The following is a 14,238-nucleotide window of genomic DNA, read 5'->3' on the forward strand; positions in this document are numbered from 1 at the left end:
CGACTTGCAGGCAAAAAGACCGGGAACCGGGTGCATGCGCAAAACCCCAGCACGGGATTTCGGCGGCAGGAGCCGCTCGGAGGTGGCCGAATTTTTCGAAATGGCGATGGTGCGTACTGATCGCGCCATCCTGGTTTCCGACGTCAGACGCCATGTGCGCTTCGTCAATCCCGCCTTTACGCAACTTTTCGGCTATTCGATCGAGGACGTCAAAACCACCAATCCATGGGTGCTGCTTGCCGGTCCCAAAACCGAGGCACGCCTGCATGAGCGGGCCGAGCGCGGCACGTCCTCATTCTCGGACGATTTTCTGCTTCACACCAAAAGCGGTGCAACCGTTTGGGTGTCGGCCAAGATCGATGCGATCTACGACGAGGATGGCACGTTCCGGTATCTGATGGCGATGCTCACGGATATTACCGAGAGCAAGCGGCTTCAGCAGTTGCAACGCTCGGTGCTCGAAGGGATGGCGAGGGACGTGCCGCTCGAAACGCTGATGAATATGTTGTGTTCACAGGTCGAGGAGCTGGTGCCGGACGTCATCAGTTCGGTCATCGCGGTGGATGACGAGAAGCGTCTGCGTGTTCTGGCGGCGCCAAGCATGCCACCGCATATCGCACGGATTATCAACGGCGCAGCCGCAGGGCCGAATGCGGGGTCTTGTGGTACGGCCGCGTGGCGGGGGGAGCCGGTTACGGTGACCGACATCGCAACCGACCCGCTATGGGCCGATTATAAGGAGGCTTTCCTGCCGCTCGGGTATAAGGCGTGCTGGTCTTCACCCATGGTCATGCGCGACGGACGCGTTGCGGGGACGTTTGCTTTCTATTTCAAGGAAAAGCGCGAGCCATCCGAATGGCACCGGGCGATCGTTGAGACGTGCGTGCACCTGTGTTCCATGGCAATCGAACGCCATGACGCGCGCTCGCAGATCAACAAGCTCTCCTATTACGATACGCTGACGGGGCTGCCAAACCGGCAGCTGATGCGCGAGCGGATCGCACGGTCGCTTGCGGCGGACCCGCTCGGGCAGCACCGGTTTGCGTTTCTGTGCATCGATATCGACCGGTTCAAGGACATCAATGACAATTTCGGACACGAGGCTGGCGACATCGCGCTGTCGGAGGTGGGGCAGAGGTTGCTTGCGCTCGCCGGTAGCGCTGACATGGTGTGCCGGCTCGACGGCGACACATTCCTTCTCGTTCTCAACAACGCCAATGCAGAAGCGGCGAGCCGAACGGCGCGGGAGGTCATCGACAGGCTTTTGAAGCCGGTTTCAATTTCGGGGCACGCGGTGGCGCTTTCGTCGAGCGTCGGAATTGCGTTTTATCCCGAGGACGGTGGAGACGTCGACACGCTGCAAAAGAACTGGGACACGGCGATGCGCGAGGCCAAGGCGGCCGGGCGGGCGACCTATCAGTTCTTTTCTCCGGCAATGAACACGATGACACAGGACCGGCTGGTGCTGGGCAACGCGCTGCGCGCGGCACTGGCCGAGGACCGGTTGACGATGGCTTATCAGCCGCAGTTCGATGCGTCGGGCTCGCGGCTTTACGGGATCGAGGCGCTGGCGCGCTGGACGGATCCAGTGCACGGCACTGTTGGGCCCGACCGGTTCATCGCAATCGCTGAAGAGATCGGGGTGATCGAAACACTGGGGCGGTGGGCGCTCAGAACCGCCTGTGCGCAATTGGCCCGGTGGCGGAGCGAGGGGTTTGCGGTGCCGATGGTCTCGGTCAACATTTCCCCCTTACAGTTCCGCAATCCTACGTTCTCAGGGCAGGTCGCCGAATGCCTCGCCGAATTCGGGCTAGAACCGGGAGACCTGACGCTTGAGATTACCGAAGGCCTGATGCTCGACCGGACCCCTAGCGTGATGACCAACACCGAGAGTCTCACGGAAATGGGCGTTCATCTTTCAATGGACGATTTCGGTACGGGTTATTCGAGCCTTTCGTTCCTGGCGCGGCTGCCGGTCGACGAACTCAAGATCGACCGCGGGTTCATGGACCTGTTGGAGGACGACGCGAACGCCCAGGCGGTGGTGACCGCGGTGGTGCGCATCGGGCAAAGTCTCGGTATGGCGGTGGTCGCCGAAGGGATAGAGACCGACGCGCAGCGACGGTTCCTCGAGGCGCTGGGGTGTACGGTCCATCAAGGGTATCTTTATGCCAAGCCGATGGCTGGCGCGGCGCTTTCGAAATGGCTGGCCGCGCGCCCGGATTGCCGGCCGCGGAAGCGGGCTTAGCGGCTACTTCCCGCTCTTCAGCCGCTCATCGGCAAGCTCCCGGATTTCCGTAAGCTCGGCGATTGTCGTGTCGAGATCGGTGCGCTGCTGGCGTAAGGAAGCCAGCCGCTCATCGACTTTTTCGATGAGCAGTTGAACCTGTGCAGTGCGGGTTTCGTCGACGTCATAGAGGCTCAGATATTCGGAGATATCGCGCAGCGAGAACCCTAGGCGCTTGCCTCGCAGGATGAGGATCAGGCGAGCGCGGTCGCGGCGGCGGAAGACGCGGGTGCCGCCAACACGTTCCGGCTGCAGGAGGCCTTTGGATTCGTAGAACCGGATCGTGCGCGTGGAGATCGAGAACTCCTTGGCGAGATCGGCAATGGCGAACAGATCCCGCTTTTCCGCGTCCACGCGATTCATGCTTTTGGTCTCCCTATTGATGGTGTTTGTCATAGTCCGCGCGCAGGTCGTTCTTCGAGAGCTTGCCAACCATCGTCTTGGGGAGCTCGTCCCTGAAGATGATCTCGCGCGGCATCTCGATTTTCGACAAACGGTCCTTGAGGTACGCCATCAGAGTCTGTTCGTCCAGCGTGCTCCCTTCTTTGAGTTTGACGTAGGCAATCGGCGCCTCGCCACGATAGTCGTCCTTTACGCCGATGACCGAGGTTTCATCGACGGCGTTATGGGTATAAATCGCATCTTCGATGGAACGCGGATAGACGTTGAAGCCCGAGCACAGGATCAGGTCCTTGATGCGGTCAACGAGGAAGACGTAGCCGTCCTCATCGAGGTAGCCGACATCGGCGGTGCGCAAGAATCCGTCAGGCGTCATGACGGCGCGCGTCGCCTCCTCATTATCGAAATATCCCAGCATGACCTGCGGACCCTTGACGCAGAGCTCGCCGCGCTCGCCATAGGGCAGTACCTTGTCGGGATCGTCGAGGTCCCGAAATTGCAGGTCTGTGCCGGGCAAAGGGAGGCCGATCGAGCCGCGCTTTGAGGGCAAGCGCAGTGCGGCGCAGGTGACCACCGGGGAGGCTTCGGTCAGCCCATAACCCTCGGCCAGGATGGCGTCGGACTTTTTGGCAAAGGCGTCGCGGGTTGCGCTGTCGAGCGCCGCACCGCCGGAAATCGCGACCTCGAGCGGAGCGAGAACGTCCGGCGTAACTTCCGGCTTGACGGCGAGTGCGTGCAGGAGCGTGGGCACCGCGGGCAGCACGTTGGGTCGCGTGCGTTTCATGAGCGACATGAAATTCTTGAGGTCGAAGCGCGGGAGCATGACAACCTGGGCGCCCGAGCAGAGCGGTACGTTCATGCATACCGTCATTGCGAAGATATGGAAGAACGGCAGGATGGCAACGATCTTGGAGGGGGGGTAGAAAAGCCCGCACCCCCATTTGTCGATCTGATCCATATTGGCGGCAACGTTGGCGTGGCTGAGCATCGCACCTTTGGGAATGCCAGTCGTGCCGCCGGTATATTGCTGCACGGCGACGTCTTTGTGAGGATCGATGGCAGCGGGCTCGGGCTTGCGCCCAAGCGCTATGAGTTCGGCGAAGTCGATAACGCTGCCGGAGGCGCTCGATTTCTTTGGCGAAGCAAGGTCGCCGCGCTTGAAGAGCGAGAACAGAATACGCTTCAGCCCCGGCAGTGCATCCGGGAAATGGGCGACGACGAGCGTCTTGATGTGCCCTGCCTCGACCATTTTCCGGGCGTTTGAGAACGTAAGTTCGAGGTCGAGCGTGATCATGATCTCGGCACCGGCATTGCCAACGATATGACCGATCTCGGAAGAGGAGTAGAGCGGGTTACAGTTGACGACGGTTCCACCCACCAGAAGGACGGCATAATAGGAAATGACGTAGTTTGGGCAGTTCGGCATCAAGAGCGCGACCCGGTCGCCTTTTTTGACGCCGAGCTCGCTTTGCAGTGCTCCGGCGAATGCCTCGATCTGTCTCCAAAGGGAGGAAAAGCTGGTTGTCGCTCCCAGAAAGTCGATCGCGGTCGCATCCCCCATGCGAGCGCAGGATGCCTGTAATTGCATGTGCACCGGCTCGGTAGCGATCTCTACGTCCCATTTGATGTCTTCGGGGTAGGACTTCTCCCAAGGGCGGGGCAGGTCATGCGGTACAGCCTGGGTCATGTCGATGTTCTCCTCCGGGGCCTTTGGCCCATTTGGGGATCGATTTTCGCACAGCATGACGTAAGCGTCAATTAATTGACGAGCTGCCTTTATGGCGATTTGGCGCCATGAGGCGCCGCTTTGCTTCATGACGTTGCCTATTGAGCCCATTCATCCAAAATGGAAGCGGGACACTATGATGCAACGGATGGGTATGGCGCAGCGTTGCACTTCGGCCGGCGGTTTACAATTTGGCAATCATCTGATGTCGCATAGGGTAACAGGTTGACGTTAACGTCCTTAGGTGTATTCTGGCGGTATTAGCGGCGTGGGACGGCGCGCGCCGGCATAGCGATTGAGGAGACCTCATCATGGCCTGGATCCTTGTTGCACTGGGCGTTGCCCTGTTCTTCGTGCTTGCAATCCGGCAAGCAGCGCTTTGGCAATGGGCGTTGGCAGCGCTCGCGATCGGGGTTCTGGCGATGCTGCGGCCCGAAACCGGGCTGGCGTTTTCAAGCAACATCGCAGGCTGGGTGTTTGCGCTGCTGCCGGCGGTTGCCCTGGGACTTCTGGCTCTGCCACCGATACGGCGGTTTGTTCTGACCGGCCCCGCCTATGGGATGGTCAAGAAGATCCTGCCGAAGATTTCGCGCACGGAACAAGAAGCGCTCGATGCGGGGACTGTTGGGTGGGACGCTGAGATTTTCTCGGGACAGCCGGATTGGGACAAGCTTTTCGACATCCGCAAGCCGGTTCTGACCGAAGAGGAGCAGGCATTCCTCGACGGACCGTGCGAGGAAGTCTGCACGATGATCGACGACTGGGATACGCGCCACAACCGCATGGATATGCCCCCCGAGGTCTGGCAGTTCCTCAAGGACAAGGGGTTCCTCGGGATGCTCATCGGCAAGGAGCATGGCGGGCTAGGGTTTTCGGCGCAGGCGCAATCCCAGGTTGTTTCCAAGATTGCGTCACGCTCCATAGCGGCGGGAATTACCGTGATGGTGCCCAATTCGCTGGGGCCGGGCGAACTCCTGGAGAAATACGGCACGCCGGAGCAGCAGGAGAAATATCTGGGGCGGCTGGCGCGCGGGCAGGAAGTCCCGTGCTTTGCGCTGACCGGGCCGCATGCGGGGTCCGATGCCGCCGGGATGCGGGACGTAGGTGTGGTCTGCTACGGTACCTATGAGGGCAAGGAAGTGCTGGGCGTCCGGCTCTCGTGGGACAAGCGGTACATTACGCTCGCGCCGGTGGCGACGCTTCTGGGGTTGGCGTTCAACCTGCACGACCCGGACAATCACCTGGGCAAGGGCGAGGACGTGGGGATCACGCTGGCGCTCGTGCCGGCGGATTATCCCGGGGTCGAGATCGGGCGGCGGCATTTGCCGGCGCGCGCGGCCTTCATGAACGGGCCGACCTCGGGCAAGGATGTGTTCGTGCCGATGGATTTCCTCATCGGTGGCCCCGAATATGCCGGGCAGGGCTGGCGGATGCTGATGGAATGCCTCTCGACGGGGCGGGCGATTTCGCTGCCAGCAATCGGGACGGTTTCGATCAAGGGTGCGCTACGGACCACTTCGGCCTATGCGCGCATCCGGCGGCAGTTCGGCATTTCCATCGGGATGATGGAAGGCGTCGCTGAAGGAATGGCGCGGCTGGTCAAATCCGCCTACCAGTTCGAAGCGAGCCGGGCGATGACTGCGGCGATGGTCGACGATGGACAGAAGCCCGCAGTGATTTCCGCGGCGCTCAAATATCGCACGACCGATGAGATGCGGCACCGGGTGGACGACGCGATGGATATCCATGGCGGGCGCGCGGTGCAGGATGGGCCGTCGAACTATCTGTTCTCTGGTTATCAGACCATCCCGGTGGCGATCACCGTGGAGGGGGCGAACATCCTCACCCGGACGCTGATCACGTTCGCGCAAGGGGCGCTTCGCGCGCATCCTTACCTTCTCGCTGAAGTGCGTGCTGCACAAGATAGCGACAGGCAGCGTGGCCTCAAGGCGTTCGACAGGGCGTTTGCCGGCCATGTCGGGTTCATGCTGCGGAACAAGACCGCGACGTTCTTCCACAACGTCACGGGCGGCCGGTTTGCGTCTTCGCCGGTCCGGCACGAACTCAAGCGCTGGTATCGGCAGGTACACCGGTACGCGCAAAGCTTTGCGTTGGCTGCGGACTGGACGGTCATCTTTCTGGGTGGGGATCTCAAGCGCAAGCAGATGCTGTCGGGCCGGATGGCGGACGCCTTTTCCGAGCTGTACCTCTTGTCGACGGCCTTGAAGCGCTTTGAGGACGATGGGCGTATGCCGGAGGACATTGCGATTGTCGACGCAATTGCCCGCGACCGGATCGCCGGGATCGAGGAGGCGCTGGGCGGGGTGATCGACAATTTCCCCAACCCTCTGTTCCGGTTTGCGCTTTCGGTACTGATCTTCCCCTTCGGACGGCGTGCGCGGCCTTCGCGGGACCGGGAGAATTTCCGGCTGGCGCGGTCGGTGCTAGGGCAGTCGGCGCTTCGCGACCGGTTGACACGCGGGGTCTACGTCTCGTTCGACCCCGACGACCGGACGGGGCTTCTCGAAGATGCGCTCGCCAAGGTTGAAGCGGCTGCGGAGATCGAAAAGAAGTTCTTCCGCGCGCTCAAGAAAGGTGAGATCGACCGGCGGCTCGACCGCGATGCGATTGCGGATGCTGTCGAAAAGGGCATTCTGACGCCCGAGGAGGCCGAAATCATGCGGATTGCGGACGAAGCGACCGACCGCGTGATCCGGGTCGACGATTTCGACTTCGATGCGCTCGCGAGACCGCAAGCCGGTCATCAAACTGAAATCACAACGGCTGCCCAATAGGCAGCCGTTACGCCGCCCATTCCGGCGAGCCACAGCAAAAACAATTGATGGAGGATCGTGCCTTGGCGCAATCGGATAGCTCCAAATCGCCACCGGCTACCAAGCACTGGCACTTTGAAACCGATGTCGAAGGGATCGGGTGGCTGACGCTCGATGTCGAGGGCAATTCGGTCAATGTCCTGAGTCGCGAAGTGATCGCCGAGCTTGAGGAGATTGTTGGACATATCGAGGGGCTCGCCAGTTCCGGCGACATTGCCGGAGTGGCGCTGCTTTCGGGCAAGCCGGGCGGATTCGTCGCCGGGGCGGACATTTCCGAGTTCGACCAGATGAGCGATCCTGCGATCCTGCCCGAAGCGCTCAAGCGTACGCATGCGGTGTTCCAGCGGATCGAGGATTTGAAGGTGCCGTTCGTTACCGGGATCAATGGGTTCTGCGTAGGCGGCGGGCTGGAATTGGCGCTGGCGTGCCACTACCGGATCGCGGTGAACTCCGAAGCAACCAAGATTGGTTTCCCCGAGGTGAAGCTGGGGATTTTTCCAGGGTTCGGCGGGACGGGGCGTTCGATCCGGCAGGCTGGGCCTATCGATGCGATGCAATTGATGCTGACCGGGCGGAATTTGCGGGCGAGCCAAGCCAAAAGGATGAACCTCGTCGACAAGCTCGTACGGCATCCGGACAATCTGCGCTGGGAGGCGCGTAAGGCGATCTTGCAGAAGCGCAAGGCGTCCCCGGCACCGTTTTCTAAACGCGCCATGGCGATGGGGCCGTTGAAGGGCCGGGTCGCCGACAAGATGCGCGATGAGACGGCCAAGAAGGTCAACAAGAGCCATTATCCGGCACCGTTCACGCTGATCGATCTTTTCGAGAAACACGGGGACAATCCCAAGGCGATGATCAGGGCGGAAATCGATGCCTTTGTGCCGCTGATGGGCTCGGATACGGCGCAGAATTTGCGGCGCGTGTTTTTCCTCTCCGAAGCGCTCAAGAAGCAGGGCGCCAAGCCCAAGCCGCAGTTCTCGCGCGTGCATGTCGTGGGCGCGGGCGTGATGGGGGGCGATATCGCCGCCTGGTGCGCGCTGCGCGGGCTGGCGGTGACGCTGCAGGACATGGATATGGACCGGATCAAGCCGGCGCTCGATCGGGCCAAGACGCTCTTTAAGAAGCGGCTCAAGGCCAAGCAGGCGGTCGACGCGGCGATGAGCCGGCTGGAGGCGGATGTCGAGGGCAAGGGCATTCCGCGCTGCGATGTGCTGATCGAGGCGGTTGTCGAAAAGCTCGAGGTCAAGCGCGAGATTTTCGAGACAGCCGAGAAGCGCTTGAAGCCCGGCGCGATCATGGCGACGAATACCTCGTCCATCGAACTTGAGCGGATCGCCGAGGGGTTGGAGAACCCGGCGAGATTGATCGGGCTGCACTTCTTCAACCCGGTGGCGCAACTGCCGCTTGTCGAGGTGATTCAATCCAAGCTCAATGACGAGGCGTCGATCCGGGTGGGGTGCTCGTTCGTGCTCGCCATCGGCAAGAGCCCGGTGGTCGTCAAGTCCGCGCCTGGCTTCCTCGTCAATCGGGCGTTGATGCCCTATATGCTCGCCGCCGTCGAGCGGGTCGAGAAGGGGGAAAGCCCAGAGCAGCTCGATGCTGCAGCCGTGGCGTTCGGGATGCCGATGGGGCCGATTGAACTGATGGATACCGTCGGGCTCGACGTCGGCGCTTCGGTGGCGCGCGAGCTGGGGCAGGAGGTCTCCGAAGAGAGCCGGTTCGCCAGGCTCGTCGCCGAAGGCAAGCTCGGGCGCAAGACGGGGCAGGGCTTCTACCGCTGGGAGAACGGCAAGGCGCAGAAGGCGAAAGCGCCGCCGCACGGCAATCTCGCCGGGCTGGGACGCGATCTGGTCCAGCCGCTGGTCGATACAACCGAAATTATCGTCTCCGAAGGCGTCGTGGCCGATGCGGATCATGCGGATATCGGCATGATCTTGGGGACGGGGTTCGCTCCGTTCCTCGGAGGTCCGCTCAAGGCACGTCAGGACGGAAAGGCTTAGAATGACCCAGGAATTGCGTAGAGTCGCCATCGTCGGCAGTGCCCGCATCCCGTTCTGCCGGGCGTATACAGGTTATGAGAACGAGACGAACCTCTCCATGCTTTCGGCGGCCATCGGCGGGCTGGCGGATAAATATGGGCTCAAGGGTGAGCGTGTCGGCGAGGTGATGGCCGGGGCGGTCATCTCGCATTCGAAGGACTTCAACCTTGCACGCGAAGCCTTGCTCGATGCGGGGTTGTCGCCGTTTACGCCGGGCACGACGATGCAGATCGCGTGTGGCACCTCATTGCAGGCGGCGCTGACGCTCGGGGCCAAGATCGCCACGGGCGAGATCGACAGCGGCATCGCAGCGGGGTCGGATACGGTTTCGGATAGCCCTGTAGTGCTCGGGCCGAAGATGCAGAAGCGCATGATCGCGCTGTCGCGAGCCAGGACGACGGGCGAGAAATTCGCGGCGTTCAAGGGGTTCAATTTCGGCGAGATCACGCCGATTGCGCCTTCGACGCAGGAGCCGCGCACGGGGCTCTCGATGGGCGAGCACTGCGAATTGATGGCCAAGGAATGGGGGCTTTCCCGCGAGGAGCAGGACGAGGTGGCGCTTCGAAGCCACCACAACGCTGCACGGGCGTATGAGGAAGGGTTCCATGACGATCTTCTGGTGCCGTGCGCGGGGATCGTCAAGGACAACAACGTGCGGCCCGATACGAGCCTCGAGAAGATGGCCACGATGAAGCCGGCGTTCGACAAGCGCTCGGGCAAGGGCACGTTGACGGCGGCCAACTCGACGCCACTGACCGATGGGGCGGCATCAGTGTTGCTGGCCAGTGAGGACTGGGCGAAAGAACGAGGACTTCCCATCCTCGCCTATCTCACCATGGGGGCGGTTTCGGCCAATGATTTCGCGCATGGCGACGGGCTTTTGATGGCACCGACCATCGCGGTATCGGACCTTCTACGCCGGGCGGGAATCGGGTTTTCCGACATCGACCTGTTCGAGCTTCATGAAGCGTTCGCCGCGCAAGTCTTATGCTCGCTCAGAGCATGGGAAGACCCTGAGTACAACCGGACCGTGCTGGATCGCGACGAACCGCTGGGTCATATTCCTGTGGACAAAATCAACGTCAACGGGTCTTCTCTGGCCTATGGACACCCCTTCGCGGCAACCGGTGCCCGCATTCTCGGGATGACCGCTAAGCTACTCAACATAAAAGAGAAAAACCGCGCGCTGATCTCTGTCTGCACCGCCGGCGGGATGGGGGTGACGGCACTGGTTGAACGATAACGTCAATCAGTGCTTGTCAAAGCCGTTTGAGCAAGGATAGGCTCCCGATCCTAGGGAATGGGGGAATGATATTCTCCCTTCCTGCACTTTTGAGCTGCTCCATTTCATCAAAAACAGAGAGCGGCCAGGGCTGGAAACATCATTCGTCCACAATAAGGAGATGATCATCATGTATCTTACGAACGTCCTAAAAGGGGGCGTCCTCGCCGGGCTTATGGCTGTCGCCATGGCCGGTACCGCTTCGGCGGAAACCCTGCACATGTTCAATGGTGGCGAGCCCGCTTCGCTCGACCCGCACCGGGTTTCCGGCGACTGGGAAAACCGGATCGTAGGCGACTACCTCGAAGGCCTGATGACTGAGGACATCGGTGCCGAACCGATCCTGGGCCAGGCAGAATCCTACGAAATTTCCGAAGACGGTCTGACCTACACCTTCACGATCCGCGACGATGCGGTGTGGAGCGATGGCGAGCCGGTGACGGCGCAGGACTTCGAATACGCCTTCAAGCGTCTGCTTTCGCCCGAAATGGCGGCGGACTATGCCTATCTGCAGTATCCGATCAAGAACGCAGAAGCGGTCAACGCCGGTGAGATGGATGTCGACGAACTTGGCATCGAAGTGATCGACGACAAGACGATCGCGTTCACGCTCGAAGCGCCGACCCCGTATTTCCTCGACGCGCTGACGCACTACACCGCCTATCCGGTGCCGATGCATCTGGTCGAAGAACTGGGCGAGGATTGGATCCAGCCTGAAAATATTGTCGGCAACGGCGCATACAGCATTACCGAATGGGTGCCCAATAGCCACATCAAGGCGGTCAAGAGCGAAACGTTCCACGACGCCGACAACGTCGATATCGAAGAAGTCATGTACTATTCGATGGACGATATTTCGGCCGCACTGCAGCGCTACCGCGCCGGGGAATTCGATATCCTTACGGACTTCCCGACCGACCAGTACCAGCTCCTGCAGGATCAGTATCCGGGCGAGGCCCATGTGGCTCCGTTCCTTGGGCTCTACTACTACGTGATCAACCACAACAAGGAAGAGCTTGCCGATCCGAATGTGCGTGAAGCCATGTCCATGGCGATCAACCGCGAAGTGATCGGTCCGGATATCCTGGGCACCGGCGAATTGCCGGCCTATGGCTGGGTGCCGCCGGGGACCGCGAATTACGACTTCGACGAATATCAGCCCGAATGGGCGGACATGGACTATGGCGAGCGCGTCGCGCAGGCTGTCCAGATGATGGAAGAGGCCGGTTATTCGGAAGATAATCCGCTCAACCTGCAGCTCAAGTACAACACCAACGAAAACCACCAGCGTATCGCTGTGGCTATCGCTGCGATGTGGGAGCCGTTGCACATCAATGTCGAACTGTTCAACTCCGAAGTCGCCGTGCACTACGACGCGCTTCAGAATAACGACTTCGACGGTGTGGGCCGCGCGGGCTGGCTGATGGACTATAACGACCCCATCAACATGCTCGAACTGCTGCGTTCGGACATCATCTACAACTACGGCCGCTACAACAACGCAGAGTTCGACCAACTCCTCCGCGACAGTGCCACCATCCTCGACATGGATGAGCGCGCCGAAGTGCTGCGTGAGGCCGAAGAGATCGCGATGGACGAAACCGCGGCCTTCCCGATCTACTATTATGTCTCCAAGAACGTCGTCTCCCCCGATATCGAAGGGTTCGAAGACAACGCCAAGGACATCCACCGTACGCGCTGGCTGTCCATGTCGGAAGACTAAGAGCAAACCCAGCCGGGGCCGCGGATACTCTCCGCGGCCCCCGCGCCTTAACGGACAGCGGCAGGGGCCCGCGCCGTTACGTGAGAAGATCGGTACCTCACCATGATCAACTATGTGCTGCGCCGGATCCTGTCGGCGCTCCCTATCGCGTTTATCGCGATTACGCTCTGTTTTATCGTCATGCGCGCCGCACCGGGCGGGCCGTTCGACCGCGAACGACCTCTACCGCCGGCCGTGCTGCAGAACGTGCTGGCGCATTACAACCTCGATAAGCCGCTTTGGGAGCAATACTGGATTTACGTCTCCGGTGTCCTGCAGGGCGATTTTGGCCCGTCGATGTCGTCGTACGACTTCTCGGTCAGCCAGCTTCTGGCCATCGGTCTACCGTTTACGCTCATGCTGGGCATGACCGCGTTCGTGCTGGCCACGGCAGTCGGGATCATTGCGGGCATCGTTGCGGCGGTTAAACAGAACCAGTGGCCGGATTATGTCCTCGTTTTTGCCGTCATGATCGGCGTGATCATTCCCAACTTCCTGATGGCAGCACTCTTGCAGCTTGGGGTTGGGGTGCATCTGGGCTGGTTGCCGGCGGGCGGTTGGCCGGGCTTTTCGATTCCGCATCTCATCATGCCCGTCCTTGTGCTCTCGTGGCCGCACGCGGCGCGTATTTCGCGCCTGATGCGCGGCTCGATGATCGAGGTGTTGGGCACCAATTATATCCGGACGGCCAAGTCCAAGGGTATTGGCGAGAGGCTCATTCTCGCGCGGCATGCGATCAAGCCCGCGCTTATTCCGGTGGTGTCCTATCTCGGGCCGGGATTGAGCTATCTGCTTACCGGTTCGCTGGTGGTCGAACAGGTCTTCGGCCTGCCGGGTATCGGGCGTTACTTTATCAACGCAGCACTCAACCGTGACTACGGGCTCGTGCTCGGCACGACGATTTTCTATGTGGTTCTCATCCTCATTCTCAATCTTCTGGTCGATATCGTCTACGCGTGGATCGATCCCAAAGTGAGGTACCGCTGATGCCCGGACTGACTGGTAAAGACACCACGCTGTCCGCATATGCGGACAAGCTTGAGCAGCTCGACGCGCCCAAGGGGCGGTCGCTCACCCAAGACGCGCTGCGCCGGCTTTCCAAGAACAAGGCTGCGATGGTTTCGATCTTCGTTCTGGCCGCGATCATTCTTATCGCGTTCGTCGGACCCTATTTCGTGCCCTGGGGCGTCGGGGAGGTCGATTGGACCGCGATCCGCAAGCCGCCCGATTTTGCCAAAGGCCATTTCCTGGGGACGGACCAGAACGGGCGCGATCTTCTTGCGCGCCTGCTGCAAGGCACGCAGATGAGTCTGACCGTTGCCGCGGTCGCGACCGTGGTTTCGGTCTTCATCGGCGTCGTCTATGGCGCGGTGGCCGGGTATTTCGGTGGTCGGGTGGATTCGGTCATGATGCGCTTCGTCGACATCATGTACGCGTTGCCCTATATCCTGTTCGTCATCATCCTCGTTGTGATCTTCGGGCGCTCGCCGATCCTTTTGTTCATCGGCATTGGTGCACTCGAATGGCTCACGATGGCGCGGATCGTGCGCGGGCAGACGCTGTCGCTCAAGGAACGCGAGTTCATCGAAGCGGCGCGAGCGGGGGGTGCCAAGCCGTTCGCCATCATCATGCGTCATATCGTGCCCAACCTCACCGGTCCGGTGGTGATTTACGCGACGCTGACTGTTCCTGAAATCATTCTGACCGAGAGTTTCCTTTCATATATCGGGCTCGGTGTACAGGAGCCGCTCACTTCGCTCGGTACGCTGATTTCCAATGGCGGACCGGTGGCCGAGGTGATGCCGTGGCTATTGATTTTCCCGGCAATCGTTCTGGTCACGATGCTCTTGTGCCTCACCTATATCGGTGACGGCCTGCGTGACGCACTCGATCCAAAGGACCGCTAACG

General features: G+C 60.7%; 9 protein-coding genes. 7 read left to right on the forward strand and 2 right to left on the reverse strand.

The features are described 5' to 3' along the window. The first annotated feature begins 34 nt into the window (after positions 1 to 34). Positions 35 to 2,248 (forward strand): EAL domain-containing protein, encoded by a 2,214-nt coding sequence (locus LG281_RS15620; RefSeq protein ID WP_404402290.1) that lies wholly within the window; start codon positions 35 to 37, stop codon positions 2,246 to 2,248. A 3-nt stretch (positions 2,249 to 2,251) separates the two neighbouring features. Here LG281_RS15620 and LG281_RS15625 read toward each other — a convergent pair whose 3' ends face one another. Continuing rightward, the gene (locus LG281_RS15625) at positions 2,252 to 2,650 is read right to left on the reverse strand and encodes a MerR family DNA-binding transcriptional regulator (protein ID WP_404402292.1); all 399 of its coding nucleotides are present in this window, start codon (positions 2,648 to 2,650) and stop codon (positions 2,252 to 2,254) included. Positions 2,651 to 2,663: 13 nt separating this feature from the next. Next, positions 2,664 to 4,373: an AMP-binding protein gene (locus LG281_RS15630; protein WP_404402294.1), complete on the reverse strand. Its 1,710-nt coding sequence runs from the start codon at positions 4,371 to 4,373 to the stop codon at positions 2,664 to 2,666. Positions 4,374 to 4,723: 350 nt separating this feature from the next. Between LG281_RS15630 and LG281_RS15635 the strand changes: the two genes are divergently transcribed. From LG281_RS15635 to LG281_RS15660, 6 genes are all read left to right on the forward strand, one after another. After that, on the forward strand, positions 4,724 to 7,207 hold the full coding sequence (locus LG281_RS15635; protein WP_404402296.1) for an acyl-CoA dehydrogenase: 2,484 nt from the start codon (positions 4,724 to 4,726) through the stop codon (positions 7,205 to 7,207). Between the two features lie 62 nt (positions 7,208 to 7,269). Continuing rightward, positions 7,270 to 9,246, forward strand: coding sequence for a 3-hydroxyacyl-CoA dehydrogenase NAD-binding domain-containing protein (locus LG281_RS15640; protein WP_404402298.1), 1,977 nt, complete (start codon positions 7,270 to 7,272; stop codon positions 9,244 to 9,246). A 1-nt stretch (position 9,247) separates the two neighbouring features. Beyond that, positions 9,248 to 10,528: an acetyl-CoA C-acetyltransferase gene (locus LG281_RS15645; protein WP_404402300.1), complete on the forward strand. Its 1,281-nt coding sequence runs from the start codon at positions 9,248 to 9,250 to the stop codon at positions 10,526 to 10,528. A 169-nt stretch (positions 10,529 to 10,697) separates the two neighbouring features. Beyond that, positions 10,698 to 12,290, forward strand: coding sequence for a peptide ABC transporter substrate-binding protein (locus LG281_RS15650; protein WP_404402302.1), 1,593 nt, complete (start codon positions 10,698 to 10,700; stop codon positions 12,288 to 12,290). 102 nt (positions 12,291 to 12,392) lie between these two features. Further along, positions 12,393 to 13,316, forward strand: a complete 924-nt coding sequence (locus LG281_RS15655) for an ABC transporter permease subunit (RefSeq protein ID WP_404402304.1) — start codon at positions 12,393 to 12,395, stop codon at positions 13,314 to 13,316. Then, positions 13,316 to 14,236, forward strand: coding sequence for an ABC transporter permease (locus LG281_RS15660; RefSeq protein ID WP_404402306.1), 921 nt, complete (start codon positions 13,316 to 13,318; stop codon positions 14,234 to 14,236). The genes LG281_RS15655 and LG281_RS15660 overlap by 1 nt, the downstream gene beginning before the upstream one ends. The last annotated feature ends 2 nt before the right edge of the window (positions 14,237 to 14,238 follow it).

This window comes from Pelagibacterium halotolerans, assembly GCF_044811015.1.
GTDB classification, from domain to species: Bacteria; Pseudomonadota; Alphaproteobacteria; order Rhizobiales; family Devosiaceae; genus Pelagibacterium; species Pelagibacterium halotolerans_A.

Coding starts and splice junctions, on each gene's coding strand:
- LG281_RS15660 (WP_404402306.1), top strand. CDS start 13,316: ATGCCCGGACTGACTGGTAAAGACACCACGCTGTCCGCATATGCGGAC.
- LG281_RS15620 (WP_404402290.1), top strand. CDS start 35: ATGCGCAAAACCCCAGCACGGGATTTCGGCGGCAGGAGCCGCTCGGAG.
- LG281_RS15635 (WP_404402296.1), top strand. CDS start 4,724: ATGGCCTGGATCCTTGTTGCACTGGGCGTTGCCCTGTTCTTCGTGCTT.
- LG281_RS15655 (WP_404402304.1), top strand. CDS start 12,393: ATGATCAACTATGTGCTGCGCCGGATCCTGTCGGCGCTCCCTATCGCG.
- LG281_RS15650 (WP_404402302.1), top strand. CDS start 10,698: ATGTATCTTACGAACGTCCTAAAAGGGGGCGTCCTCGCCGGGCTTATG.
- LG281_RS15625 (WP_404402292.1), bottom strand. CDS start 2,650: ATGAATCGCGTGGACGCGGAAAAGCGGGATCTGTTCGCCATTGCCGAT.
- LG281_RS15645 (WP_404402300.1), top strand. CDS start 9,248: ATGACCCAGGAATTGCGTAGAGTCGCCATCGTCGGCAGTGCCCGCATC.
- LG281_RS15630 (WP_404402294.1), bottom strand. CDS start 4,373: ATGACCCAGGCTGTACCGCATGACCTGCCCCGCCCTTGGGAGAAGTCC.